Genomic DNA, 24,465 nt, shown 5'->3' on the forward strand with positions numbered 1-24,465 from the left:
CAGTGGCACGGTTCTCACGAAGGAACGAGAATCGTTCTCATAGAGTACCGCGCTGATTCGGGTCGGTCCCGGCGATGCAGCAAGTGGTTCCCTCATGCCAGGGGCAAGGCCCTAGCGCTATTACAGGATCAGCGCCGGTGCTGACCGTGGCGTTGCAGGCCGGCGAACTGCGAGGCGGGCGGCGAACGGAACGGCAGCTGCTCTCCTTGGCAGTGGGCCAGGGCGTCCTGCCCCCCTGGCTGGAAAAGGAATTGGCCTCCATGAAGCCCGGCACGCTGAGGCGTTGGCGCCTGGGGCCTCGCGAGCGGCCACCCATTCTGGAGGGCCATCCCTGGCTGTCTCGCAACGGCCTGATCTGGCTGGAGGTTGAAGTACTGGAGGCACGCCAGCCGTCGCTGCCGGACAAGGGACCCAGCGGCTGCGCCCTGATCAGTCAGAGCGACGTTCAGTTGTTGTTCGAACGCTGGAACAAGGCGTTGCTGAGCCAGGATCCGAAGCAGGTGGCGCGCCTGTACAGCCGTGATGCGCTGCTGCTTCCCACGCTCTCGGATGAACCGCGCACCGACCACGACAGCATCGTGGATTACTTCAGTCACTTTTTACAGAAGAGCCCCCATGGCGAAATCAGCCAGCGGGAAATCCTGATTGGCTGCAACATGCTTCAGGATGCGGGGCTCTACACCTTTCGGTTTGCCGATGGCAGCAGCGCGGAAGCGCGCTACAGCTTTATCTACGTCTTCGAGGACGGGGAGTGGAAGATCTCGCATCATCACTCCTCGTTACAGCCCGAATCGGCTGACTGACACGCGCGACTGATGGTGACGTCACCCTTGCGTACGTGGCTGGGGCAGCTGCTGTTGCTGCTCATCCGTGGCTATCAGATCCTGATCAGCCCGCTGCTGGGGCCGAATTGCCGCTTCACCCCCAGCTGCTCTCAATACGCGATCGAAGCAATTGAGATCCATGGACCCTGGCGGGGCTGTTGGCTGGCGCTCAGCCGGCTGGGTCGCTGCCACCCGTTTCACCCTGGTGGCTACGACCCGGTGCCACCTGGTGCGGATCAGCCAAAGCCGCTGCCGGAGGAACTGCGCTGACGCTCACGCGCCGGCACCGCCACCGGCCACAACCACCAGCGCCCGTTGGCATCGCCGGCGGCCAGATGCCGTCCATCCGCTCGCCAGGCCAGAGCGTTGAAGCCGCTGCCCTGCCCCTCGATGGGCTGCATCAGCTGACCCCGCCCATCCCAGAGCGCCACAGTGCCGTCGCTGGAGGCACTGGCCAGCAGGGTGCTGCCGGGCGCAAAGGCCAGCGCATTGACGCGTTTTTCGTGCCACAGCAACTGTTCGGGTTGCCAGGCCTTGGCCCCCTGTTTCACCTGCGTCCACAGGATCACGGCCTCTGCGGCAGAACTAGCGAGCAGCGGGGCCAGGCGGCCGGGCTGCTCGCTCCAGGCCAGCTGGCGCACCTTGGCGGGGAAACCGCTGAACTGCCAGGGCTGGCCTTGGCAGCCCTGCGGCCACACCAGTAAGGAGCGATCCAGCATCCCGCAGGCCAGCTGGTGACCCGGCCCTGAAAAAGCCAGGGCAAGACCCGCAGATGCGATGGCATGGCGCAGCGGCGGATCCGACGGCGAGCTCAGACATGGCTGCCAGAGCACCAGCTCACCGTGGCAGCTGGCAGCCAGTTGCACCCCATCGGCGCTCCAGGCCAGGGCCTGGATGGTTCCAGGCAATTCCAGCGGTGGATCAAGCCACTGACGAGCGGCCCCATCCCAGAGCCGCAGCTCGCGCTCGGCCGCCACTGCCAGCAGCAAACCACCCGGCTGCCAGGCCGCCGCATCGATCCAGCCGCTGCCCAGCGGGATGGGATCCATGGCCAGCGGCCGCACTCCAGTGCCACCTAGCTCCCAGAGAAGCAGCTCGCCGGCCTGGCCAGCGGCCATTAGGAACTGGCCATTGCCGCTGAAACCCACCACGTCAAGGCTGCTGTCATGGTCGCCCCGCAGCAGCTCCTCACAGCCGGCGCGGAAATCGAGCAGCAGCAATTCACCACCGGTGCTGGTGATGGCTAGAAACTCACCATCAACCGACCAGGCCATCGCCGAGATCGGCTGCTGCAGATCACCGCAGAGCCGTTCGCTCTCCAGGGTTGCCTGAGCCATCGCCTGCTCAGGCCACACACGCCAGGAAGCTGGCTCGCAGGGCCTCAGCATCGAGATTGCGGCCGATGATTACAAATTCGCTGCGGCGCCGCTCACCGGCTTTCCAGGGGCGATCGAAATCGCCATCAACCAGCATGTGGACCGACTGCAGCACATAGCGCTCATCCTTGCCAGCCAGCTGGATGATGCCCTTCATGCGGAACAGATCCGGCCCGCGGCTGCTCACCAGCTCCGAGATCCAGCTACCCAACTTCTCCATATCCATGGGCCGCTCCTCCACTAGGGCCACAGAACCCACGGCATCGTCGTGCTCATGGGCGTGCTCATCCACCAAAAAGCCCGGATCGAGACTCAGGGCCCGCTCCAGCTCGAAGGCTTCCACCCCCAGCAGCTCCTGCATCGGCACCTCCGCGTTGTGGCTGGTGAGCAAGCGAGCCACGGGGTTGATGGCGCGCACGCGCCGCTCGATTGCAGCGCGCTCGGCGTCGCTCACCAGATCGGCCTTGTTGAGCACCAGCACGTCGGCAAAGGCCAGTTGCTCCTGCACCTCTTCCGTATCCCAGTGCTGCTCCACGTGTTTGAGATCCACCAGCGTCACCACCGCATCGAGCCGCAGCTCATCGCGCAGGTCTTCATCCACAAAGAAGGTCTGGATCACCGGGGCTGGATCAGCCAGGCCGGTGGTTTCGATCACCAGATGGTCAAAGCGGTCGCGCCGTTTCATCAGGTTGCCGATGATCCGGATCAGATCACCGCGCACGGTGCAGCAAATGCAACCGTTGTTCATCTCGAAGATCTCCTCATCGGCATCCACCACCAGCTGGTTGTCGATGCCCACCTCGCCAAACTCGTTGACGATCACCGCCACCTTGAGGCCGTGCTCGTGGGTGAGGATCCGGTTCAGCAGGGTGGTCTTGCCGGCACCGAGGTAACCGGTGAGCACGGTCACTGGCAGGCGCTCGGCGGCGGGAACGGGGCTGGAGAAGGCCATGGCCAGGCTGGGTCGGGCCCAAGAGTGAGAATGGTTGTCGTTCTAGCAGCGGCGGCAGCCCGGGTCAGTGCCGATGGCTTCCACGATTCCCCTCCCCAGACAGCAGCGTCTGCTCCAGCTGCTCCGGCTGGCGGAAGGCGAACTAAGCGCCCAGGAGCTGCATCAGCGGTTGAGGGATGCCCAACAAGGCACGGGGCTGGCCACCGTGTATCGGGGGCTCAAACTGCTGCAGCAGGCCGGCCTGGTGCGCTGCCGCAAGCTCTCCAGCGGCGAAACCGTCTACGCCCCGCTGGAACGTGACGAGCATCACCTGATCTGTGTGCAGTGCGGCTCCAGCCAGCCCTTGCCGCTCTGCCCCCTTGGCACTAGCAGCCTGGGCCTGAATGCGGTGCTGCTGCAGGGGTTTAGGCCGTTGTTTCACACCTTCGAAATCCACGGACTCTGCAGCCGCTGCCAGCAAGTCGAGGTTGGGCTGGATGGCTGACCTAGTGATTGTCGGCGCCGGTCCCCAGGCTCTCACCCTCTGCTGTCTGTTGCTGCAGAAGCGCCCCAGATGGCGGCGCCGACTGCGAATTGTTGATCCCAGCGGCACCTGGCTGACCCGCTGGCAACAGCAGATGGAGTGCTACGAGATTCCATGGCTGCGCTCACCCTCGCCCCATCACCCCCATCCGAACCCCCATGCCCTGAGGAACTTTGCGCACTTGCAGCAGCGCAACCGCCAGCTGGAGGGTCCCTATGGCCTCCCCCACACCGGTCTCTTTGGGGACTTCTGCCGCCAGGTCATCAGCGAGTACCAGCTGAATGAGGGTGTGCTGGCCGCGAGTGTGGAGCGCATCCGGCTTCCCCAGGTGGGAAGCGGCCAGATGCAGCTGGCACTGAGCGATGGCTCAACCATGACCGCCGGCAGGTTTGTGATCGCCACAGGTAGCGGAACGCCTCAGTTGCCCTTCTGGGCCGGGGCCATTTCTGGCAACCATCCGCCAGAAGCCCTGCAGCACAGCGACAGGATCCATCTCCCGTCGCTGCACTCACTGCAGAGCCAACGGATCCTGATCGTGGGCGGCGGGCTCACCAGTGCCCATCTGGCCCTGGGCGCGCTGCGGCGGGGTGCGCTGGTGCATCTGCTCTGTCGCCGGACCCTGAAGCACAAGTCCTTCGATGCCGATCCAGGCTGGCTCGGGCCCAAATACCTCAAGGCCTTTCATGCCGAACCCTGCATGCAGCGGCGTCATCGGCAGGTGCTGGAGGCCCGCGACGGTGGCTCCATCACCCCGGAAACGGCCGCCCAGCTAAGGCAGGCCCAACGAGGAGGCGCGCTTCAGCTTCACGAACACTGCGAGGTGCATTCAGCGCGATGGTGCGCCAGTCACTGGTCTGTGCGCTGCACCGATGGCCATGGGCTTGAGGTCGATCGGATCTGGCTCGCCACAGGGCACCGCCAGGGCGTCAGCCAGCAGCCGCTGTTGCGGCAGCTTCAACAGCAGCGTCCGATCGACTTGGTGAATGACTGGCCCGTGCTCGCCGCCGACCTGAGCTGGCCAGGCAGCGCCGTGCATGTGATGGGTGGTCTCAGCGCCCTGCAAATCGGCCCTGCTGCCCGGAATCTGTTCGGCGGACGGGAGGCAGCCCAGCGCATCTGCCGGGCCGTGATCAAACAGTGATCAGCTCCAACCAGTAGCGAAAAGCCCCGAGGGCCCGCAGACCCACCGGGGCAAGGGGCCGGAGCCCCAGGGCCTCAGAGCACCGCCACGGTGCCGAGGCGCCGGGCCTGGAGGTCGCGGGCCAGCTGATGGACCAGCTGCGCCGGAATGAAGCGGGGCTTCTTTACGGGGTGACCGTGACGGTCACAGAAGACCGTGATGCGCTCGGCATCGGGCGCCTTGATCCCGCCGGGATAGACGCATACCGCTAGCTGGCGGATTTTGTAGCGGGGAAAAGAGGTGGCCATCACGAGGAAGGCGAGGGACACTCGCGTCAGGCCCTGGCTTGCTCCAGGAGGCAAGGACCGCGTCGCACCGAGGTGCGCTGGCTGAAACCGCGGCCCGGCCTGATCCTTGCCGCCAGGGGTGGGATGGGGCAGCTGCTGAACGGCCGGAGCCGGCTTGCGCTGCCTGGTGCTGCTGGAGCGGAGCAGCTTGGAAGTGGCTTGCATCGCAGGAAGGAGAAAAAACGCCCCCCTCCCGCGCTCATCCAGCCGCCGGGTCAAGGCCGCCCGCTGCGCAGCCAAACGGGCGCTCGCCTTGGCCTTGACGCTGCGGCACTACCAGCCCAGGACCTGATCTGGGTGCTGGCCCCTGGGCGAACCATCTGGGAAGTGCTCTCCCCTGCGGTGCACCACTACTGACCCTGAACTCCAGTGGGTCAACAGGGGAAAGAAAGCCGGGACTAGGCCCCCGGCAGGGCCTGAGCTTTTGGGCCCTGGGCCCTAGACCAGGGCGTGCCTCTGGACCTCGAGCGTGCAGCGATGCAGCAGCTCCTGCTGTGCTAGCAGCCGCTCATCGAGCTCATCAACGCGGGCCAGGCACTGGCGGATGGCTGGCAGCACCTCTTCTTCTAAGAGGGTGATTTCCTCCTCTCCATAGGGCTGCTCGATCCAGGTGTGGCGCAGCGGCAGATCGCGCCGCAGCATCAGCACCACCTCAATCGAGCGGAGCGTGGATTCGAGCAGCAGGAACGGATCTTCTTCTGGACGGCAGAACGGTGAAGCGGTAGCTGAAAGAGAAGCCATGATCTTCTGCGCCATCGGGCGCAGCGAAGGGACTTCCAGAAGCCGAGGCATGACGCAGGAATGCCTCAGACTGAGGAAGCCCGGAGCAAGCCACTGGTGGACAACCCAGGGGATCAAGGTCTGGGGCTGTTTTGGTTGCAGCGGCACCCCTGAGCAGGCGCGAACGGGTGGAGCCAGGCCGGGTTTGCAGCCTGTTGAGCGCAGAGCTGGAATCCCCGAGCGGGAGCAAGCGGGTGGAAGCGCGGAGCGATCCAACATTCGAACTTCGGTTGTTTGAGTCGGCTTGCTTCCCTGATCACCCAAGCTCAGATTTTTCTCAGCCGCTTCTTGCCAAGGTGATGCACGGCATGCACCGCTACCCCAAAGAGACCTGAGCGATCAAAGCTGTCCAGATCCAGCGGAATCGCCGCCTCGCCTGGTCGCAGCGGCTCCAGCCACCACTGCTCGCCCTGACGCCGCAGGGGCCGCAACAGGAAGCAGCCCTGGTGGGCCACGACGACGACATGGCCAGATCTTGGCTCGACACTGCGGTCGATCACCAGCAGGTCGCCGTCCTGAATCCCGTGCTGGCGCATGGCATTACCGCTGACCCGCATGTAGAAGGTGCAGACCGGGTTGGGCACCAGGACGGCGTGGAGATCAAGGTCCTCCTCCAGTGAGCCCTGTCGGCACGGCACAGGCTCGCCAATGGGCAGGTCGGCCAACATCAAGCCATCAGTAGCAGTACAGCCGTTCTACTCCTGGTGGCGCGGCCCGGCTCAGCTGGTGGCATCCGGCCAGGGGACCAGCCGCATGTCGCCGACCTTGTTCCAGGTTTTGCATCTCGGGTCGGCCAGCCGGTAGAGGGCCTTGCCATCGGGCCCGCTCTTGGTGACGACCAGCACGGGGTTGCCAGGCCAGTCGATCCGCCAGAGCTGCTCACCCTCCGCCAACACGATCAGATCGCCGGTGGCGGGATGCTTAAGGTCTGGGGCCTTTGCCGCACCGTAGAAACCCTGGCTAAGCGTTGATGGGGCCGCAGCGCAATCCCGTGCGGGAGCGAGTGGATGGAGCCAGGCCCGGATCAACCGGGCCTGCAGCAGGGCGCCTGGCGCCGGCCGCTAGGCCGCTAACTGCTGGCGCAGGGCGGCAAGGGCCTTTCGCTGAGCCCGCTGCACCGACATGGCACTGATCTCCAGCCGCTCGGCTGCAGCCCGCAGCGAGAGGCCCTCGAGGATCGTGAGCCGCAGGGCCATCGCCTGGGCAGCGGGGAGCTGCTCCACAAGCTGCTCCAGCGCCAGCCCATCGGCGCAATTCCCATCAGCTGCCTCGGGCTCTGGAGCGGCCAGCTGATCAAGCAGGCACGGCTCGCCATCGAAGCTGGCATCCAGGCTGCTGTGGCCCAGGGGGCAATCACCTGCTTCGTGAACCTGCCTGGGCACCCGCACCAGGCGGACCCGATCGCGCAGGTGATGCTGCAGGGCCCCGCTGATGCAGCGGCGGAGATAGGGAGCTGCAGGCTCGCCGGCGCGGCAGCTGGGAGCTGAGAGAAGCAGGGCCTCCCGGGCCACCTGGATCAGATCTTCCCGATCAACAAGCGGGAAGAAGCGCCAGGCCACCTTGGCAGCGATGGAATCGGTCAGGGGCAGGTGCTCCAGCACCAAGGCATTGCGGGCCTTGAGAGCAGAGCGGCTGAGGGCTTGAGCCGGCTTCTGGCGGCGGGAGGGGGAAAGCGGGGAAGCCATCTGGGGGACGGCGGAGAACCCCACCCCCACCGGCCGGCCGCAGCGCGGCGACAAGGACGCCCGATACAGGAGGGCGCATGGCCCGATCCTTGACGCGGCGTGAGGACTGGCCGTGATCACCTACCGCGACCAGTGCATCCGATTGATTTCCGTTCGGCGGTCCAGACCAGAAGAGGTGGAGCTCTATGAACAGTTCTGATTTCGATCAACGTTTCGATGCCGGCGAGTCCGTGCTCGAGGCACTTGACCTCGGCGGTGCGCGTCGCCGTCGGCTGGAGCAGCGGACGTCTGCTTGAGCGCAGTGCTGTGACTTCTATCCAGAAGGATGAGGCCGCACCGAAACGGGATCTTGCAGCCTCAGCGCTTCAGGCCTGGCCATCGCGTAAAACACCCTCGCTCATGGCCTCGTACACCAAGGAGCCAGGCTCCTTGGCTCGGCGGGCCACTGCGCTGCTGGAGTGGAGCACCCGATGGACCGATAGATCCGGCTGGGCTACGGAACCCTTGCGCTGGCGATCGGCGTACCGGAGAGCCGTATCAACGCAATCGTCAAAGGGCGGCGGGCGATCACTGCCGACACCGATCTGCGCTGAGCATTCGGCGCAAAAAAGGGGGCCTTGCGGCCCCCCTGTGATTCCTGATCGGCTGAAAGCTCAGCCGATCAGTGGTGGGCGTAGTGGTGGCCGCGGTAGGTGAGTTGCTTGGTCACCTCGCCGGGCTTGGGCTCGTCGTGGTGGGCATCCACGTAGGGAACCCCCCGGTAGGACTTGGCCATCAGGTATTGGGCGTCATCGAGACGCTGGGCCTTGAGGATCCGGGTGCGGATCAGTTCGAGCACGTTCATCACGCTCTCCACAGTGTCCGCGTCCCCGTTGCCTGGCGCGGAACGATCTGCATCCACCGCTGGGTGGATCAACGTATCTCTATTTAAGCGCTTGGTAGCGGTTGATACCACATGATCCACCGGATTGCTTCCGTTTCGTTGCAAAGGGGTGCGGTTCAGCTCCTGGGCTCAGCCCGCACCAGCAAGCCATCTCGCGGGCTGGGGCTGGGGATCAGTTGCAGGCTGAGGTCCTGATCCGGCTCCAGCTGCAGGGTCAGTTGCCGCAGCAGGCCCACTGCCATCAGGCGGATTTCCAGTTCGGCCAGGGCCTTGCCCAGGCACACCCGCTCGCCGCCGCCGAAGGGCAGCAGGGTGAGCCCGCTATCACCATTGAGATGGCGTTCCGGGCGGAACTGCTCCAGATCGTCGCCGCCGGCACCACCATCAAATCCGCCGTCGGCAGCGCTGCTGAAGCGGTTGGAGGCGGCCAGGGCCACCTGCACCACCCGGCCCGCCGGTACCAGCACGCCATCGAGAACCAAGTCGCGGGTGGTGCGGCGGAAGAAGCCGCCCACCGGCGGGTTAAGCCGCATCACCTCCTGCACCACGGCCGAAAGCCGTGGTGTGGCCTCCTGCTCGGCCAACGGCAAGCTCAGGCCATCGAGCTCGGCGTGTAGCCAGGGGAGTACCTCCGGGTGCTGCAGCAGCGCCGCCATCAGGCAGCTCAAGGAGGAGGCGGTGGTTTCGTAGCCGGCGAAGAGCAGCAGCAGCAACTGCTCCACCAGGTCGTCGTCGGTGAGCGGCAGGCCTGCTTCATCGAGGCCGCCACTGAGCAGATCCAGGCCACCGGCCAGGGGTTCTCCCTCCGCCACTTGCTGGCGGGCCCGCTCCAGCACCCCGGCCAGGCGTGCCAACAAGCGGCTGCGGGCCTGCAGCGCTCGGGAAAAGGGGCTGCCGGGCAGCGCAATCGGAATCGAAAACAGGGCGCGGGTCCAGATTTCAAAGTCGGCAAACAAGGCGTCGCGGTCGTCGCCCTCCAGCCCCAGCACCACCGTGGCGATCACCGTGAAGGCAAAGCGGCGCATGCGCGCCACCAGCGGCACCGGTGTGTTGGCGGCCTTGAGCTCCGCGGCCAGCTCCTCCACCAGCGTCACGATCGTGGGGGTGTACCGCCGCAGCGCCGCCGCCGAAAACAACTGCCCCACCACCCGCCGTCGGGCGCGGTGGTCGGCGCCATTGCGGTTCGCCAGCGAACGGCTGCCCAGCAGCTGGCGCACACTCTCGGGCCACCAGCCCTCGGTGGCGTCGGGCTGGGCCAGCAGATCGGTGATTGCCCGGCCGCCGCGGATGAACACCAGCGGCTGGCCCAGCAGCCGCGTTTCATACACGTTGCCAAACTGCTCAAAGCGCTGCTGGGCGAAGTCTGCGTCGCGGAAAAACGCCAGGGCCTCCAGCGCGCCCGTGCTGGCGCCGGTGCTGGGCAGGGGCCGGGGTGATGCAGGCAGGTCAACCATCGTGTTCCACCTTGGAGGCTCCACCAGGCTCGTCGGCCACAGCCTCAATCCGGTAGTACTCCCGATCGTCGGAGCAGCACAGATCGGCGTAGTACCGCTCCAGCACTGCGTGGGCTGCGCCGTAGCTCGTGAACAGCTCACCAGCGATGCCGTCGCGGATGCCGTCGTCGCGGAGGATCTGGTAGCGGCTCATGGTGTGGTGCACAGGCGACAGCCCGGGATTCAGTAATACCGGCCGGGATACTCGCCCGGATGCTCGATCCGACGCACCCGCACGCCCGAGGCGGACTGGCCGGAGAAGCGCAGGATGTCGCTTCCAGACACCGAAAAGCCGAGCTCCTGGGCCAGCAGCGCCACTTCATCGGCCGTGATCGCGTCTCCCACCTGCCGCTTCAGGGCCGGATCACGCTGCACGCGGGCCAGGAAGTGTTTGAGCTGCTCGAGCGTCACCACTAACCCCTGAGGCAGCCACCATAGTGCAGCCTTGGTGAGGACATTAGGCACACAGAGTCGCTACGCTGGTGAAATGAAGCCCTTCGCGTGGAGTCCTGAGAAAAATGCTCAGCTGATGGTGGAGCGGCAAGTCTGCTTCGAAGCTGTCGTCATCGCCATCGAGGGGGGAGATCTGCTGGATGTGCTGGAGCATCCCAACCCGCAGCGCTACCCAGGCCAACGGATCCTCATCGTGCGCCTTGAGGGATACGTGCACTTGGTACCCATTGTGGAAACCGACGAGCATTTTTTTCTAAAAACGATCATTCCCAGCCGTAAGGCCCATCGGCAGTACACCTCTGAAAAAACCGACCAAACCGAACCATGAAGACGATTCCCGCCACTCCTCGCCTGGATGCAGAGGAACACCAGCTGCTCAACGATTTTGAAGCCGGTGCCCTGCGCAGCACATCCAGCCCAGAGCTGCTGCAAGAGCTCAGTCAGTCCGCCAAGGCAACAGGCCTGAAAGACCAGCGCATCAACATCCGCATCTCAAGCGGTGATCTGCAAGCTCTTCGTACGCGTGCACTGCAGGAGGGCATCCCGTACCAAACCCTGATCAGCAGCGTGCTGCACAAATACGTCAGCGGAACGCTGTAAACCTGCCAAAACTGCCGATTTTCTCGAAAACCCTGGTTGCTCCAGGTTCAGACGCGCCGCTCCCTGCAGACTGCGGCAGCTGGCCTGTCTGATCTGGATGAATCCCAATGCTCTGCCGCCGATCGCCGGGCGAGAAGCCGAGATCCTGGCCCTGGTGCAGCAGAACCGGCCCGTGTTGTTGCCCGCCGGCAGACGCGATCTCGCGCAGATCCACTCGGCCTTCGCCTGTGCGCTGCACATGCACCAGCCCACGATTCCAGCTGGGGCCAATGGGGAGCTGATCTCCCATCTGCAGTACATGCTCGAGCATCCCGGCGAGGGCGATAACCACAACGCCGAACCCTTCGCCCAGTGCTACCGGCGCCTCGCCGAGCTGATTCCCCAGCTGATCAGCGAGGGCTGCAACCCGCGGATCATGCTCGATTACTCCGGCAATTTGCTCTGGGGGTTCGAGCAGATGGGCCGCGCCGACATCCTCGAGGCGCTGCGCTTTCTGGCCTGCGATCCCACCATGCAACCCCACGTTGAGTGGCTCGGCACCTTTTGGAGTCACGCCGTGGCTCCTTCCACGCCGATCCCCGATCTGAAGCTGCAGATCCTGGCCTGGCAACAGCATTTCGCCGCCCTGTTTGGTGAAGCGGCCCTGCAGCGGGTGAAGGGCTTCTCACCACCGGAGATGCACCTGCCCAACCACCCCGACACCCTCTATGAATTCGTCAAGGCCCTGCGGGAGTGCGGCTACCGCTGGCTGCTGGTGCAGGAACACAGCGTCGAAAACCTCGATGGCTCCGGCCTCAGCCACGCGCAGAAGTACATCCCCAATCAGCTGGTGGCACGCAGCTCCAGCGGCGACACGGTGAGCATCACCACCCTGATCAAAACCCAGGGCTCCGACACCAAGCTGGTGGGCCAGATGCAGCCCTGCTACGAGGCCCTGAGCCTCGGGCGCATGCCGCTGGGCGACACCACCATTCCCGCCCTCGTGTCCCAGATCGCTGATGGCGAAAACGGCGGCGTGATGATGAACGAATTCCCTCAGGCCTTTCTCCAGGCGCACCGCAAGCTGGCCGGTGACAGCGGCGGCGAAGGCGAGCGCACGGTGGCCCTCAACGGCACGGAATACCTTGAACTGCTGGACGCTGGCGGTGTGACAGCTGAGGCTTACCCCCAGATCCAGGCGGTGCAGCAGCACAAGCTGTGGCAACACCTGGATGGGCCAGCCAGCCCGGAGTCCGTGCAGGCCGCCATCGCCGAGCTCCAGGCCGGCGATTCCAGCTTCTCGATGGCCGGTGCCTCCTGGACCAACAACCTCAGCTGGGTGGAGGGCTACGCCAACGTGCTGGAGCCAATGAACCGCCTCAGCGCTGGCTTTCACCAGCGTTTCGATGCCCTGGTGGCGGCCGATCCCGCCGTCACCCGCAGGGCGCCCTATCAAGAGGCCCTGCTGCAGCTGCTGCTGCTCCAAACCAGCTGCTTCCGCTACTGGGGCCAGGGCACCTGGACCGACTACGCCACGGAGATCCACCGCCGGGGTGAGGCCGCCCTCCATGGCCAGCGCTGATCCACTGCCGCCCTGGCGGCCCCTGTTGCGGGGGGCGCGCGAGCGGGAGGGGCGCTCCCCCCAGGCCCGCTGGTTGCAGCTGGCCAGCGTGGCGACCGACGGCACGCCGCGGTTGCGCACCCTGGTGTTCCGCGGCTGGGCCGGCGCAACGGAGCTGGATCTGCTCACCGATGGCCGCAGCGCCAAGGCTGCTGAGCTGCACCATCAGCCAGCGGTTGAGCTGGGCTGGCTGCTGCCCAAGGCTCGCTGCCAGTTCCGCCTGCGCGGCGCGGTGCTGCACCTTCCGGCGGAGCTGGAGGCCCGCGAGCGGCAACGCCACTGGCAGGGCCTCACCCCGGGCGGCCGGGCGCTCTGGGGCTGGCCGGCCCCGGGCCAGCCGCTCGAAGCCGAGGCGTGCTTCCCTGCCGAACTCAGCGATGAGCTGCCGATCCCCACCAGCTTCCAGCTGCTGCGCATCGGTCTGGAGCAGGTGGAGCTGCTGGAGCTCACCAACCACCCCCACCGCCGCCGCCGCTGGTGCCGCGAGGATGGCTGGGCGGAGCAGCGCCTCAATCCCTGACCCTTACCCCTCTGCGATGCCCCACCACGCTGACCGCCCCACCAAGATCTGCCCCGTGTGCCAGCGCCCCTTCCAGTGGCGCAAGAAGTGGAAGGACGTGTGGGACGAGGTGCGTTACTGCTCCGACCGCTGCCGTCGCCGCCGCAGCTCCCCTAGTGCCGAAGGGCAGGCTCCTGATGCGGCAGCACAATCATGACCACCAGTCCTGTCCCTCCTGATATGTCCGCACCCCTGACCCCGCCCTTCAACCACGACAGCCTGCGCCAGCTGTTCACCAAGCCCTATGGCGTGGCCGCGCCCTCGGCTGAACAGTGGAGGCAGGTGTACGCCGAAACCGTGCACTTTGAAGACCCCACCCAGAGCAAAGACGGCGTGGATGCCTACATCGCCGCCCAGCAGGGCCTGGTGCAACGTTGCGATGACGTGTTTCTGGAGGCCGATGCGGTGGCCATTGATGGCGACACCGCCTTCGTGGAATGGCGCATGGGCCTGAAGATCAAGGGGATCGAATTCCTCTATCCCGGCACCAGTCGGCTGCGCTTCGGGGCTGATGGCCGCATCGTTGACCATCGCGACTACTTCGACTTCGTTGGCCCCACCTTTGCGCCGGTGCCGTTGGTGGGCGGCTTCGTGCGCTGGCTCTACAAGCGCTTCGTGGCCTGATGGGCGCCAGCACCAGCACCATGCGCCTGCTCAGCTGGAGCGATTTCGATCGCGCCGTGGATCACATCGCCGCCCGCTGCGCCGAGCGCCGCTTCAGCGGTATTCACGGCATTCCCCGCGGTGGCCTGTGCTTGGCGGTGGCCCTGAGCCACCGGCTGGCACTGCCCTTGCTGGCTGACGCCCGCCCTGGTTGCTTGCTGGTTGACGATGTCTACGAGACCGGCCTCACCCTGGAGGCCCACCGGCAGCTGCCCGAAGCCCAGGCGGTGGTGTGGATCAGCAAGGCGGAACCGCAGTGGTGGCATGCCGTGGAGGTGACCAGCTCCAGCGACTGGATTGTGTTTCCGTGGGAAACCCAGGCTGCCGCCGCCGCCGATGAGCAGCGCTACCGCAGCTCGCGCAGCTGATCTCAGCGATGCCAGCGATGCCCAGCCCCACCCTCTACCTCGCCTCCCCCTACGGCTTCTCGCCCCACTGGCGCGAACGGTTGCTGCCGGATTTCATCACCGCCCTCGAGGCCCTGGGGCTGGAGGTGTGGGAGCCCTTCAGCCGCAATGGCCAGGTGGATCTGGCGCAGGAGGGCTGGGCCTGGCGGGTGGCCCAGGCCGACCTGCAGGACGTGCGCGACGCTGATGCTTTGCTCGCGATCGTCAACGGAACCCCTCCTGATGAGGGGGTGATGCTGGAGCTGGGGGCGGCGATCGCCCTGGGCAAACCGGTGTTTCTGTATCGCGACGATTTCCGCCGCTGCAGCGATTCGGAGGACTATCCGCTCAACCTGATGGTGTTCAGCGGCCTGCCGCAGCACGGTTGGCAGGATTCCCTCTACGGCTCGATTGACGAGCTCAGCGATCCCCGCAAGGCCCTGGTGCGCTGGTTGCAGCAGACGGCACCTGGCGGGGGCAGCTAATCCGCAGGTTCGCCGTCTTCGTTCACGCTCAACCGGCGGCAATCATGTGGATCGCCACCTCCTGGGACGTGGCATGCAACGGGGTTGGGGTGGGAGTGGTGGTTTGAGCCATAACGACAGACCTGAACAACATGGTCTTAGGCAAGACGCCAGAGCCCATGAGGAGCTGCCCCCAACCTGCCGATCAGTGCTGCAGCAATCCTGCGTGATCGCCAACGGGCTGCGGCTGCTGAAGGGTCTGGAGCCCCTTACCAGGGCAACCGCTCTCCATTGGCATGCCAGAAGCTGCCGGAGTTGTCCAGGGTGAGGGCATCGATGCGGGCCAGCAGTCCGCGCACCGACTCCTCCGGGCTGATCCCCTGGGGGTTGAAGTTGATCATGCGGGTGCGCACCAGGCCGGGGTGCAGGATCGCCACGGCGATGCCCCGGGGCTTCAGGTCGATCGCCAGCGATGTGCCGGCCATGTTCAACGCCACCTTCGACATCCGGTAGCCGTAGGAGCCGCCGGAGGTGTTGTCGTCGATGGATCCCATGCGGCTGGTCATCAGCACCAGCTTCGAGCTGCGCTGCAGCTGGGGCAGCAGGGCGTGAGTGAGCCGCAGTGGTGCCAGGGCATTCACCTCAAACTGGCGCCGCAGGCTGTCTGGATCCAGGTGCTCGAGGCTGGTGGCCTCCAGCACGCCGGCGTTGAGAATCACCCCATCCAGCGGCAGGCCCGCCAGCCGATCCACCAGATCGGCAACAGCGGCCTCACGGGTGAGGTCCACCCCCGCCTCGATGCGCACCCCCAGTGCCTCCAGCTCAGGTGAGGGGGTGCGGCAGACGGCGATCACCTGCTCTCCCCGCTGCTGCAGCTGGCGGCAATACTCCAGGCCGATGCCCCGGTTGGCACCGGTGACGAGGAAGGTCTTCAAGGCAGATGAGTCGCGTGAGCCCACCCACGTCTAGCGGCGTCCGTTGACGATCACCGCGTTGCCAGAGCCGCCAGCGGCACCGGGCAGCGCCGGCACCACGGAGGTCTGGCCATCCCACTTGTCGAGGAAGAGCTTGTAAAGCACCTGGTCATCGAGGCTGGTGTTGAGCGTCTCGTAGCGCTTGGCTTCCTGTTCGGCGATCAGCACTTCGGTCTGGGCCCGCAGCAGCTGCTGCTCGGCGATCTGCTTCTGCTCGATTGCGGCGCGGTATTCCTCGGCGATCTGCAGGCCCGTCAGGTCGAGGCCCTGCACGGTGACGTAGTCAAATTTGCGCAGTTCCTCCGCCACCTTCTCCTGCACGAGCTCGGAAATGGAGTTCCACTCCGTGGCAATCGTCACCAGCTCATATTGCGAGAACACGGATTTCAGCGCCTTGAGCAGGGATGGCTGAATCACCCGGGGGTAGATCTGCTGGTCGTCGGTGGCAATCGTTTCGTAGATGCGCCCGGCTTCGGCCGGTTTCATCGCATATTTCACCGTCGCCGTGGCCTGGATCACCTGCAGATCCTTGGTCAGGGTGGAAAACTGCTCGGGTCGCACCTGGGTGCGCACGTCAAACAGCGAGGTGTTCTGCACCAGCGGCGCCTTGATGTTGGCGCCGGGATTGCGCGGAACACCGGTCACCTTGCCGAGGGTGGTGACCACGGCCACGTTGCCGGCCGGAACAATGAAGACGGTCTGGCTCAGCAGGATCGCCAGCCCGACCACCACGGCAATGATCAGGCTGAAGGCTGCTCCCGGCCCCTCTGGACTGGCGGCGGAGCGAAGGGGCGACTGCATCGGGGAATCGTGCCAATTAACAACCCTAGGAACGGTCGTTGATGAAACAACGGCTGACAACGGGTGACGTCATGGCGCGCAACAGGGCGCTGTAGCTGAGCTGGTAGCGCTGTTCATCGCCCACCTGGGGAGCGGTGCCCGTGCATCCGACCACCAGGTGATCACTCGAGGCTCCCCGGATCGTCACCCCAACCGGTGGGCCCAGACCAGCCGGATCGACGTCCTGTTCCCCCAGGGCGAGCAAGGCCCTTTGTTCGGAAGCGGGCTCCCCGGCTGGAGGCAACAGCTGCGGCTGCGCCCATCTCACCCAGACTGATCTCGCCATGATTGAGGGATCCCGACTGGCTGCGATCCCATGGCTCTCTCTCAGGAAACCTGCATTCCCTGCACCGATGGTGCGCCCACCCTCAGCGACACCGAGCTCGCCGCCCTTCTGCCGGAGCTGCCGGGTTGGCAGGTGATCGAGGCGCACCACCTGCACAAGTCCTGGACCTTTGCCGATTTTCAGCAGGCTCTCGATTGGGTCAACCGTGCTGGCGCGATCTGCGAGGCACAGGGCCATCACGCCGAGTTCACTCTGGGCTGGGGCCACGCTGAAGCGCTGGTGTACACCCACAAGGTGGATGGGCTCACCCGCGCCGATGCGGTGCTCGCGGCCAAGTTGGATCAGGCCTAGGTCGTCAGGCCTAGGCGGGTTTGCAGCAGGCCGCTCTTGGCCGCCGCACCTTGGCGATGCCCTAGGGGGCTTCGACCCGTTAGGCGCTGTTCTTCACACAATCTTCCGTAGAAAACCTGCGGCTCCAGCCTCGATCAGCTCCAAATCTCCATAGGGTCCACAAAACGTGCGGTTTCGTCATGGCTTCCCGGGAGGAGCTCAACTCCAGCGGTGATCTGTTCGAGCCCCGCAGCCTGGAATGGCAAGACAACGGTGAGCTGGCCGCCAGTGAGGTGTTTGAGCTGGTCAAGCGTCTGCGGGCAGTGGAATCTGGTGAGCACGTCAATGAGTTGTGGCGGCTCAGCCAGAAAGTTTGATCTAAAGCACGTTGCAGCACGCGAGCTGCAAGATTGCGTGTATCCAACTCCGCAAGATCGCATCAGACTGTTGATAGCGATAGAGGGGAGGAGTTGATGTTTCTCAAATTGCGTGATGCCGACGACGAGAGCCTGGTGGAGGTGCTCGATCTGAAGCAGCTTTTGGATCCTTTTGTTGCCGATGTGCTGGTTCGTCTCCATGCCGGAGAGGAGCTACAGGATCTAGGTCTCGTGCGTAAGGACCATCTGGTGTTTCCCTCCGGGGAGGTGCTGCCGCGCTGCTGGGTGCAACTCAGCGCCAACGACTGAGGCCAAATCGCTTCGTCATGGCCGTGATGCCTTGGTTTGCTCCCGCTGACAGCAAAGCCCGGCTGAGCTCCTGACTTGCTGCTCCCGGATAGTGATCTGCTGACACGCTCGACCAAAAACGCGGAAGACCGACAAAATTGCCGCATCTTTTTTCGATATGCGCAGTGGCGAGTTCCTCAGGTTTCCCGATCTCCGGTGACAGTCTTGAGGCGAGCGACCTCACCCTGCGGCAGTTGCGTCACCTGGCCAGCAGCCTCGGCATCGGGCGCTACAGCCGCATGTTGAAAGATCAGCTGCTGCGGGCCATCGAGCGTCAGGCGCCCTCTCCGGGCGAGCCTGGGCAGGGCCCAGCCGACCTCCGCGCCCTGGAGGCGGGCATGGCTCCGGCCCCTCGGCCGGAGGCCCAAACGTCTGTGGTCTTTCTGCCCCGTGATCCCCAGTGGGCCTATGTGTTCTGGGAGCTCTCTGATGCCGACCGACGCCAGGCGATGGCCGACGGAGCCAACCAGTTGGTGTTGCGCATCGCCGATGTCACTGGACTTGGTGAAGGCGGCGCCCATCCCCACACCATGCAGGAAGTGGTGGTCAACAGCCACGCCACCGAGTGGTACCTGCCAGTGCCCCTGAGTGACCGCGCCTACCGGGTTGAACTGGGTTATCGGGTTGCGGGCGGTGCCTGGCGTTCCTTGGCCTTTTCCGCCGTGGCCCACGTGCCCTCGCTCCATCCCAGCGAGCTGATCCTGGATCAATTCGTGCCCTTCACCCTCGAGGCTCCGGTGACCGAGGCCCCGGCTGCGCCGCTGATCTCCGAGGCGGCACCGGGAATTCACGAGCGCGTCTACCAGGTGGCCACCTCCACCTGGAGGGCGACGGGTCGCGGTTCGGAAGCCTTCCATGAGGTGGATACCTTCGCCGATTCCAGCCAGGGGCTCAACGCCTCCGGTGCTGGCCTTTGGGCTAGCGGCCGCACGGCATCGGGTGCCGGTGGGGTTGCCTCACGCCAGCGCTCCTTCTGGCTGGTTGCCGATGCCGAGTTGATCGTCTACGGCGCCACCGATCCCTCGGCCACCCTGCGCATCGGCGAGGAGCTGGTACCCCTCGCCGAAGACGGCACCTTCCGCATCCAGGTGCCGTTCCGCGACGGTCAGCAGCAGTATCCGATCACGGCAGTGGCGGCCGATGGCGAGCAGCGCCGCCACATCACCCTCGAGTTCAGCCGTTCCACCCCCGAAGCCAACGTCAACACCGTGGAGGACGCAGTCGCCGAGTGGTTCTGACGCCTTAGGGCACCAGGTTAACGAGCTTGCCTGGCACCACGATGACTCGGCTGGGGGCTTTGCCCTCCAGCCATTTGGTGGCGATCTCACTGGCTAGGGCGAGCTGCTCCAAGGTGGCCTTGTCGGCATCGGCGGGCACTTCGAGGTTGCCGCGCACCTTTCCCTTCACCTGGATCACCAGCGGGATCGTGTCGCGCACCAGGGCGCTGGCATCAGCGCTTGGCCAGGCCTGGTGGTGCACGCTCGTTTGGCCATCGGGATTGCCCCCCAACCTCTGCCAGAGCTCCTCGGCCAGGTGCGGCGCGAACGGCGCCAGCAGCACCAGCAGGGTGCGCAGGGCTTCGCTGGCGACGGCCGCGGAAGCCCCCTGCAGGTGCTCGCCCATGGCGTTGCTCAGCTTCATCAGCTCCGAAACGGCCGTATTGAATTGGTAGTCGCCGTCGAGGTCATCGCTGATCTCGCTGATGGCGGTGTGAACGGCGCGGCGCAGGGCTTTGTCCTCCGGGCTGAGGCTGCTGGACGCGGTGCTGGAGCCGCCATCCCCCAGCCCCTGGCCCTGGCCCACGGCCCCATCCACCAGGCGCCAGAGGCGCTGCAGGAAGCGGAACTGACCCTCCACATCGGCGTCATCCCACTCGAGATCCTTCTCGGGCGGCGCCTTGAACAGGATGAACATGCGGGCGGTGTCAGCGCCGTATCTGTCGATCACCACGGCGGGATCGACGCCGTTGTATTTCGACTTTGACATCTTTTCGTAGAAGGTTTCCAGCACCTCGCCCGTGATCGGATCACGGGGATCGCTGGGATCGGCCACATCGGCCGGGGCGATGTACTTGCCGCTATGGGGGTTCTTGTAGGTGATGCCCTGCACCATGCCCTGGGTGAGAAGGCGCGCGAAGGGCTCATCGAAGCCCAGCAGGCCTCGGTCGCGCAGCACCTTGGTGAAGAAGCGCGAGTAGAGCAGGTGCAGGATGGCGTGCTCGATGCCACCCACGTACTGGTCCACCGGCAGCCAGGAATCCACCGCCTCGCGGTTGAAGGGCAGGGCTGAGTTGTGGGGATCGCTGTAGCGCAGGAAGTACCAGCTGGAGCACATGAAGGTGTCCATGGTGTCGGTTTCGCGCCGCGCGGGCTTACCGCAGCAGGGGCACTCGACACGCCACCAGCTCTCGAGCTGGGCCAGGGGCGAGCCGCCCTTGCCCTCAAGGTTGGCGCCCTTGGGCAGCTCCACCGGCAGTTGCTCCGCCGGCACGGGCACAACGCCGCAGCTGTCGCAATGGATCACCGGGATCGGGCAGCCCCAGTAGCGCTGGCGGGAGATCAGCCAATCGCGCAGGCGGTAGGTGATGCGGGCCCGACCCCAGCCCTCGGCTTCCGCAGCGGCGGTGATGGCCGTTTTGGCCTCTGCGCTGGCTAGGCCATTGAAGCGGCCGGAGTGGATCAGCACGCCGGGCTCGGTCCAGGCGCCACCCTCGTAAGCGTGCTCATCACTGCCCTCCGGGATGACCACCTGCTGCACCGGCAGCTCGTACTGGCGGGCAAACACAAAGTCGCGCTGGTCGTGGGCGGGCACCCCCATCACGGCGCCTGTGCCGTAGTCCGCCAGCACGTAGTCGGCGATCCAGAGGGGGATCAGTTCGCCGTTGGCGGGGTTGCGCACCTGCGCACCGATCGGCACGCCGCGCTTGGGTTTGTCGTCGGCCGTGCGCTCCTGCTCGCTCTGGCGACTCACCAGATCACAGAAAGCCTCCACGTGGATCGCCTGCTCCGCAGTGGTGAGTGAGGCCACCCGAGGGTGCTCGGGGGACAGCACCACATAGGAGGCGCCAAAGATTGTGTCCGGCCGGGTGGTGAACACGGTGATGTGTTCGCCGGTGTCTGCGCCCTCGCCATCCACCACCGGGAAGCTGAGCTCGGCGCCGGTGCTGCGGCCAATCCAGTTGGCCTGCATGGTGCGCACCCGCTCCGGCCAGCCCTGCAGCTTGGGAAGGTCGTCGAGCAGCTGGTCGGCGTAGGCGGTGATCTTCAGAAACCATTGGCGCAGCTTGCGCTTCTCCACCAGGGCACCGGAGCGCCAGGAGCGGCCTTCGCTGTCCACCTGCTCGTTGGCGAGCACCGTCTGGTCGATCGGATCCCAGTTGACCGTGGCGTCTTTCTGGTAGGCCAGGCCGGCTTCGAGAAACTGCTGGAACAGCCACTGGGTCCAGCGGTAGTAATCGGCGTGGCAGGTGGCCACCTCCCGGTCCCAGTCGATCGAGAGACCCAGGCGCTGCAGCTGGGCGCGCATGGAGGCGATGTTCTGATCGGTCCACACGCCCGGATCGATGCCCCGCTCGATCGCGGCGTTCTCCGCCGGCAGGCCGAACGCATCCCAGCCCATCGGATGCAGCACCTGTTTGCCGCGCATGCGCTGCACCCGGGCGATCACATCGGTGATCACGTAGTTGCGCACATGGCCCATGTGCAGGTTCCCCGAGGGATAGGGAAACATCGACAGGGCGTAATAGGGCTCGCCATCAGCAGCGGCCGTGCGGTGTTGCCCGGCGGCATCCCACTGCTGCTGCCAGCGGGATTCAAGGGCCTGGGGTTGGTAGCGGGGTGCGTCGCTCACAGCAGCCAGGCCTGGATCAGAGTTGTGATCGTGCCACAGCCCAGTCGGTGAGGGCGGGATCAGCCCAGGGCGCGGATCGTGCAGGCCGCAGCACGGTTGATCAAGGTGAGAGGACGGCCTTCCGCCTGGCTGAGGGCGAGATAGGCGACGTCCTGCCAATGCAGGGTTCCTTCCAGTTCACCGACACCCATCACCTGGATGGCCACGGGAGTTTTGTGGCGGATCAGATCCTGCAGATGGCGAATGCTCGGCTGGGAGGTATCGAGAGCCGCCAAGCGCTTCTCGAAAAAGCTCTGCATAGGATTTGGCGGTGGCTGCGTTTGCCCCCATCGTGCTCCAGTTCAGCAAATATCAAGGTCTGGGAAACGATTTCCTCATGCTCGATGCCCGGGGGGCGGGCAGCAGCGACAGCGATCTGGGCCTCACTCCGGAACGGATTCAACGCCTATGCGACCGCCGCTTCGGCGTGGGCGGTGACGGGGTGATCCTGGCCCTTCCGCCCCGGGAGGGTGGAGAACTGCGCATGCGGATTTTCAATGCCGATGGCAGCGAACCGGAGATGTGCGGCAACGGCATCCGCTGCCTGGCGCGCTTCCTGGCCGACAGCGATGGGGATGCCCCGGGCCGGCAGTGGCAGATCGAAACCCTGGCCGGGCGCATCGTTCCCGAGCTCTGCACCGACGGCACCATCCGGGTGGACATGGGCGCCCCCTTCCTCGAGCCGGCGGCCATCCCCACCACCCTGGCGCTTGGCGATGCCGGGATCGCCCAGGGCAGCCTGGAGGTTGCGGGTGAGACCTTCGCGGTGGGAGCCGCTGGCATGGGCAATCCCCATGTGGTGATTCCCGTGGACGATGTGGCGGCTGTCGATCTGGAGCGCTACGGCGCCGCCCTGGAGGTGCATCCGGCCTTCCCCGCCCGCACCAACGTGCACTTCGTGCAGGCCCTCAGCCCCACCCATCTGGTGATGCGGGTGTGGGAGCGGGGTGCTGGGCCGACCCTGGCCTGCGGCACCGGGGCCTGCGCCACCTTGGTGGTGGCCCATCGCCTCGGCTTGGCGGAGCGCTGCGCCCGCCTGGATCTGCCTGGCGGCCCGCTGGAGATTGCCTGGGATGAAACCAGCGGCCATCTGTTTATGACCGGTCCGGCGGTGGCGGTGTTTGACGGTGTCGTCACCCCCGAGCTGTGGGGTGAAAGTGCCGCAGACCTCGAAGGCTCTGATGAGCCTGCAACAGGACTCCCGGTGAACGTTCAACAACCAGCGAAGGACATCGCGATTGCCGGGTCGGCAGAGGCCGAGATCGATTGCGCCACGGTCTGCATCAACGGTTGTCTGCGGCCGGATGCCTGTCCGTCCGCGGAGGCCCGGGCCCGGGTGGCGGCCCTGCTCAGCAGCAGCTCCCTCGACGACCTGGTGGCCCTGGCCACCAGCTCCCTGGAGTCGCGCACGCGGGCTCGGGTGGAGCGGGACAGCGGTTTGTTCAGCTAGCGCCTTGGCACCCTCCGCACCGGCTGCCTTCGCACCGATCTACCTCGACGCCTGCGCCACCACCCCACCGGCAGCGGAGGTGCTCGAGGCCATGGCTGCGGTTCAGGCTGATGCCTGGGCCAACCCCTCAAGCCTGCATGGTTTTGGGTTGGCCGCCGCCGAGCAGCTGGAGCGCAGCCGTTGGCGACTCAGCGAGCTGCTCGGCTGTGCCGCCAGTCAGCTGGTGTTCACCTCGGGGGGCACCGAATCGATCCACACGGCCCTGCTTGGAGTTGCCGGGCAGGGGACGCCAGGCCGGCTGTTGATTTCAGCGGTCGAACACCCGGCCACCCTGGCTGCTGCGGCACAGGTGCAACGGCTCGGCTGGCAGGTGGAGATCTTGCCGGTGGACCACCTGGGGGTGATTGATCTCGAGGCCCTCGATCGCCTGCTGGTGCCGCCCACACGGCTGGTGTCGCTGATCTGGGGCCAGAGCGAAGTGGGCACGATCCAGCCGATCGAAACGATCGGGGCCCGCTGCCGCGATGCCGGCGTGCTGTTGCATGTGGATGCGGTGCAGGTGCTGGGCCATCGGCCGTTGGCCTTCGACGCCCTGCCGATCGACCTGCTCAGCCTGGCGGCCCACAAGCTGCAGGGGCCCCGGGGCGTCGGCGCCCTGTTGGTGCGCCCAGGCTTGACGCTGTCCCCCTTGATCGGCGGGGGCGGCCAGGAAGATGGGCGGCGAGGTGGCACCGAGCCGGTGGCCCTGGTGGCGGGTCTTACCCGTGCCCTGGAGCTCTCCCAAACGCGCCTGCAGGCCCACGGGGGCCGTGATCCGATCACGGATCTGCGTGATGGCCTGCTGGCCCACGTGCTGGCGCTGGAGGGGGTGTGCCTCAGCGGCCCCGATCCCCGCCACCCCGGCGATCCTCCCCGCCTACCCCACCACCTCAGCCTGTTGGTGGCCAGCCCATGCGGCACGCCCCTGTCGGGCCGTCGCCTGGTGCAGGCCCTCTGGCAGCAGGGGTATGCGGTCAGCAGTGGTGCGGCCTGCAGCAGTGGGCGCGCTGCCCAGCCGGGGGGGCTGGCTCCCAGTCCGATTCTGCAGGCCATGGGCTATGCCGATGCGGCGGCCGCCAGTGGTGTGCGCCTGAGCCTGGGGCCCTGGCTCACCGCTGCCGATCTGGCGGGTGTTCCCGCGGCGCTCGAGCAGGCCCGGTTGTGGCTGCAAGCTGAACATCCAGCAGACTGACGCCTTGGTCAGGGAGCCCTTAGGGTCAGCCGA

The 24,465-nt window shown here is 65.8% G+C and carries 34 protein-coding genes; 18 read left to right on the plus strand and 16 right to left on the minus strand.

Translation table 11 applies throughout. From position 1 onward, the window contains the following. The first annotated feature begins 137 nt into the window (after positions 1-137). Complete coding sequence (locus KBY65_RS06315; protein WP_255000906.1) at positions 138-803, plus strand: SgcJ/EcaC family oxidoreductase; 666 nt, start codon at positions 138-140, stop codon at positions 801-803. Positions 804-815: 12 nt separating this feature from the next. After that, complete coding sequence (yidD, locus tag KBY65_RS06320; RefSeq protein ID WP_255000908.1) at positions 816-1,094, plus strand: membrane protein insertion efficiency factor YidD; 279 nt, start codon at positions 816-818, stop codon at positions 1,092-1,094. On the opposite strand, the gene KBY65_RS06325 is transcribed toward yidD, so the two are convergent. After that, positions 1,061-2,161 carry a WD40 repeat domain-containing protein gene (locus KBY65_RS06325; protein ID WP_255000911.1) on the minus strand — a complete coding sequence of 367 codons (1,101 nt, stop codon included), beginning with the start codon at positions 2,159-2,161 and terminating at the stop codon, positions 1,061-1,063. The genes yidD and KBY65_RS06325 overlap by 34 nt on opposite strands. Before the next feature lie 7 nt (positions 2,162-2,168). After that, positions 2,169-3,152: a CobW family GTP-binding protein gene (locus KBY65_RS06330; RefSeq protein ID WP_255000913.1), complete on the minus strand. Its 984-nt coding sequence runs from the start codon at positions 3,150-3,152 to the stop codon at positions 2,169-2,171. A gap of 73 nt (positions 3,153-3,225) precedes the next feature. Here KBY65_RS06330 and KBY65_RS06335 point away from each other — a divergent pair, with 73 nt between their 5' ends. Both KBY65_RS06335 and KBY65_RS06340 read left to right on the plus strand, forming a co-directional pair. Next, positions 3,226-3,636, plus strand: a complete 411-nt coding sequence (locus tag KBY65_RS06335) for a Fur family transcriptional regulator (protein ID WP_254996128.1) — start codon at positions 3,226-3,228, stop codon at positions 3,634-3,636. Next, positions 3,629-4,816 carry an FAD/NAD(P)-binding protein gene (locus KBY65_RS06340; RefSeq protein WP_255000914.1) on the plus strand — a complete coding sequence of 396 codons (1,188 nt, stop codon included), beginning with the start codon at positions 3,629-3,631 and terminating at the stop codon, positions 4,814-4,816. The genes KBY65_RS06335 and KBY65_RS06340 overlap by 8 nt, the downstream gene beginning before the upstream one ends. A 74-nt stretch (positions 4,817-4,890) precedes the next feature. Here KBY65_RS06340 and KBY65_RS06345 read toward each other — a convergent pair whose 3' ends face one another. From KBY65_RS06345 to KBY65_RS06385, 9 genes are all read right to left on the minus strand, one after another. Next, positions 4,891-5,103, minus strand: coding sequence for a hypothetical protein (locus KBY65_RS06345; RefSeq protein ID WP_254987378.1), 213 nt, complete (start codon positions 5,101-5,103; stop codon positions 4,891-4,893). Between the two features lie 477 nt (positions 5,104-5,580). Continuing rightward, positions 5,581-5,883, minus strand: coding sequence for a hypothetical protein (locus KBY65_RS06350; protein ID WP_255000916.1), 303 nt, complete (start codon positions 5,881-5,883; stop codon positions 5,581-5,583). A 305-nt stretch (positions 5,884-6,188) separates the two neighbouring features. Beyond that, complete coding sequence (locus KBY65_RS06355) at positions 6,189-6,587, minus strand: LexA family protein (RefSeq protein WP_254987376.1); 399 nt, start codon at positions 6,585-6,587, stop codon at positions 6,189-6,191. 54 nt (positions 6,588-6,641) lie between these two features. Continuing rightward, on the minus strand, positions 6,642-6,815 hold the full coding sequence (locus tag KBY65_RS06360) for a hypothetical protein (protein ID WP_255000917.1): 174 nt from the start codon (positions 6,813-6,815) through the stop codon (positions 6,642-6,644). Positions 6,816-6,983: 168 nt separating this feature from the next. Further along, positions 6,984-7,661, minus strand: a complete 678-nt coding sequence (locus KBY65_RS06365) for a sigma-70 family RNA polymerase sigma factor (protein WP_255000919.1) — start codon at positions 7,659-7,661, stop codon at positions 6,984-6,986. Between the two features lie 607 nt (positions 7,662-8,268). Further along, positions 8,269-8,451 carry a DUF4278 domain-containing protein gene (locus tag KBY65_RS06370; protein ID WP_254987373.1) on the minus strand — a complete coding sequence of 61 codons (183 nt, stop codon included), beginning with the start codon at positions 8,449-8,451 and terminating at the stop codon, positions 8,269-8,271. A 155-nt stretch (positions 8,452-8,606) separates the two neighbouring features. Beyond that, positions 8,607-9,944, minus strand: a complete 1,338-nt coding sequence (locus KBY65_RS06375; RefSeq protein ID WP_255000921.1) for a cytochrome P450 — start codon at positions 9,942-9,944, stop codon at positions 8,607-8,609. Beyond that, positions 9,937-10,137: a hypothetical protein gene (locus tag KBY65_RS06380; protein WP_094561188.1), complete on the minus strand. Its 201-nt coding sequence runs from the start codon at positions 10,135-10,137 to the stop codon at positions 9,937-9,939. The genes KBY65_RS06375 and KBY65_RS06380 overlap by 8 nt, the downstream gene beginning before the upstream one ends. Before the next feature lie 29 nt (positions 10,138-10,166). Continuing rightward, on the minus strand, positions 10,167-10,448 hold the full coding sequence (locus tag KBY65_RS06385) for a Nif11-like leader peptide family natural product precursor (RefSeq protein ID WP_315860044.1): 282 nt from the start codon (positions 10,446-10,448) through the stop codon (positions 10,167-10,169). A 64-nt stretch (positions 10,449-10,512) separates the two neighbouring features. On the opposite strand from KBY65_RS06385, the gene KBY65_RS06390 reads away from it, so the two are divergent. From KBY65_RS06390 to KBY65_RS06425, 8 genes are all read left to right on the plus strand, one after another. Then, a complete protein-coding gene (locus KBY65_RS06390; RefSeq protein ID WP_255000922.1) occupies positions 10,513-10,764 on the plus strand; it encodes a toxin in 252 nt (83 codons plus the stop codon). Beyond that, a complete protein-coding gene (locus tag KBY65_RS06395) occupies positions 10,761-11,036 on the plus strand; it encodes a hypothetical protein (protein ID WP_094561190.1) in 276 nt (91 codons plus the stop codon). Before KBY65_RS06390 ends, KBY65_RS06395 begins: the two co-directional genes overlap by 4 nt. A 97-nt stretch (positions 11,037-11,133) precedes the next feature. Next, positions 11,134-12,597 (plus strand): glycosyl hydrolase family 57, encoded by a 1,464-nt coding sequence (locus tag KBY65_RS06400; protein WP_255000923.1) that lies wholly within the window; start codon positions 11,134-11,136, stop codon positions 12,595-12,597. Beyond that, positions 12,584-13,156, plus strand: a complete 573-nt coding sequence (locus KBY65_RS06405) for a pyridoxamine 5'-phosphate oxidase family protein (protein ID WP_255000924.1) — start codon at positions 12,584-12,586, stop codon at positions 13,154-13,156. The genes KBY65_RS06400 and KBY65_RS06405 overlap by 14 nt, the downstream gene beginning before the upstream one ends. Positions 13,157-13,172: 16 nt before the next feature. Beyond that, complete coding sequence (locus KBY65_RS06410) at positions 13,173-13,352, plus strand: DUF2256 domain-containing protein (RefSeq protein WP_094561193.1); 180 nt, start codon at positions 13,173-13,175, stop codon at positions 13,350-13,352. Between the two features lie 23 nt (positions 13,353-13,375). Then, complete coding sequence (locus KBY65_RS06415; RefSeq protein ID WP_094561194.1) at positions 13,376-13,819, plus strand: nuclear transport factor 2 family protein; 444 nt, start codon at positions 13,376-13,378, stop codon at positions 13,817-13,819. Continuing rightward, on the plus strand, positions 13,819-14,226 hold the full coding sequence (locus tag KBY65_RS06420; RefSeq protein ID WP_315859682.1) for a phosphoribosyltransferase: 408 nt from the start codon (positions 13,819-13,821) through the stop codon (positions 14,224-14,226). Before KBY65_RS06415 ends, KBY65_RS06420 begins: the two co-directional genes overlap by 1 nt. A 17-nt stretch (positions 14,227-14,243) precedes the next feature. Next, the gene (locus KBY65_RS06425) at positions 14,244-14,729 is read left to right on the plus strand and encodes a nucleoside 2-deoxyribosyltransferase (protein ID WP_094561227.1); all 486 of its coding nucleotides are present in this window, start codon (positions 14,244-14,246) and stop codon (positions 14,727-14,729) included. A 248-nt stretch (positions 14,730-14,977) separates the two neighbouring features. On the opposite strand, the gene KBY65_RS06430 is transcribed toward KBY65_RS06425, so the two are convergent. The 3 genes from KBY65_RS06430 to KBY65_RS06440 are packed head-to-tail and all read right to left on the minus strand — an operon-like array spanning position 14,978 to position 16,766. Next, positions 14,978-15,643 carry an SDR family oxidoreductase gene (locus tag KBY65_RS06430; RefSeq protein WP_255000925.1) on the minus strand — a complete coding sequence of 222 codons (666 nt, stop codon included), beginning with the start codon at positions 15,641-15,643 and terminating at the stop codon, positions 14,978-14,980. Positions 15,644-15,673: 30 nt separating this feature from the next. Further along, positions 15,674-16,483: a prohibitin family protein gene (locus tag KBY65_RS06435; RefSeq protein ID WP_094561196.1), complete on the minus strand. Its 810-nt coding sequence runs from the start codon at positions 16,481-16,483 to the stop codon at positions 15,674-15,676. A gap of 25 nt (positions 16,484-16,508) precedes the next feature. After that, positions 16,509-16,766 (minus strand): hypothetical protein, encoded by a 258-nt coding sequence (locus KBY65_RS06440; RefSeq protein ID WP_198953879.1) that lies wholly within the window; start codon positions 16,764-16,766, stop codon positions 16,509-16,511. Positions 16,767-16,838: 72 nt separating this feature from the next. Between KBY65_RS06440 and KBY65_RS06445 the strand changes: the two genes are divergently transcribed. From KBY65_RS06445 to KBY65_RS06460, 4 genes are all read left to right on the plus strand, one after another. Then, a complete protein-coding gene (locus tag KBY65_RS06445) occupies positions 16,839-17,159 on the plus strand; it encodes a 4a-hydroxytetrahydrobiopterin dehydratase (protein ID WP_094561197.1) in 321 nt (106 codons plus the stop codon). 179 nt (positions 17,160-17,338) lie between these two features. After that, positions 17,339-17,515 (plus strand): hypothetical protein, encoded by a 177-nt coding sequence (locus KBY65_RS06450; RefSeq protein ID WP_158217068.1) that lies wholly within the window; start codon positions 17,339-17,341, stop codon positions 17,513-17,515. Between the two features lie 96 nt (positions 17,516-17,611). After that, positions 17,612-17,824 (plus strand): acetyltransferase, encoded by a 213-nt coding sequence (locus KBY65_RS06455; RefSeq protein ID WP_255000926.1) that lies wholly within the window; start codon positions 17,612-17,614, stop codon positions 17,822-17,824. 164 nt (positions 17,825-17,988) lie between these two features. Continuing rightward, positions 17,989-19,101: a DUF4912 domain-containing protein gene (locus tag KBY65_RS06460; RefSeq protein WP_254987364.1), complete on the plus strand. Its 1,113-nt coding sequence runs from the start codon at positions 17,989-17,991 to the stop codon at positions 19,099-19,101. 4 nt (positions 19,102-19,105) lie between these two features. Here KBY65_RS06460 and leuS read toward each other — a convergent pair whose 3' ends face one another. Both leuS and KBY65_RS06470 read right to left on the minus strand, forming a co-directional pair. After that, positions 19,106-21,751 (minus strand): leucine--tRNA ligase, encoded by a 2,646-nt coding sequence (leuS, locus tag KBY65_RS06465; RefSeq protein WP_409996630.1) that lies wholly within the window; start codon positions 21,749-21,751, stop codon positions 19,106-19,108. A gap of 20 nt (positions 21,752-21,771) precedes the next feature. Next, on the minus strand, positions 21,772-22,011 hold the full coding sequence (locus KBY65_RS06470; protein ID WP_094561201.1) for an Hfq-related RNA-binding protein: 240 nt from the start codon (positions 22,009-22,011) through the stop codon (positions 21,772-21,774). Between the two features lie 32 nt (positions 22,012-22,043). Between KBY65_RS06470 and dapF the strand changes: the two genes are divergently transcribed. Then, the gene (gene dapF / locus KBY65_RS06475) at positions 22,044-23,201 is read left to right on the plus strand and encodes a diaminopimelate epimerase (RefSeq protein ID WP_255000995.1); all 1,158 of its coding nucleotides are present in this window, start codon (positions 22,044-22,046) and stop codon (positions 23,199-23,201) included. A gap of 4 nt (positions 23,202-23,205) precedes the next feature. Next, positions 23,206-24,432: a cysteine desulfurase family protein gene (locus KBY65_RS06480; protein ID WP_255000928.1), complete on the plus strand. Its 1,227-nt coding sequence runs from the start codon at positions 23,206-23,208 to the stop codon at positions 24,430-24,432. Positions 24,433-24,465: the final 33 nt, after the last annotated feature.

The sequence above is a fragment of the Cyanobium sp. Alchichica 3B3-8F6 genome (assembly GCF_024346435.1).
Taxonomy (GTDB): Bacteria; Cyanobacteriota; Cyanobacteriia; order PCC-6307; family Cyanobiaceae; genus Cyanobium_A.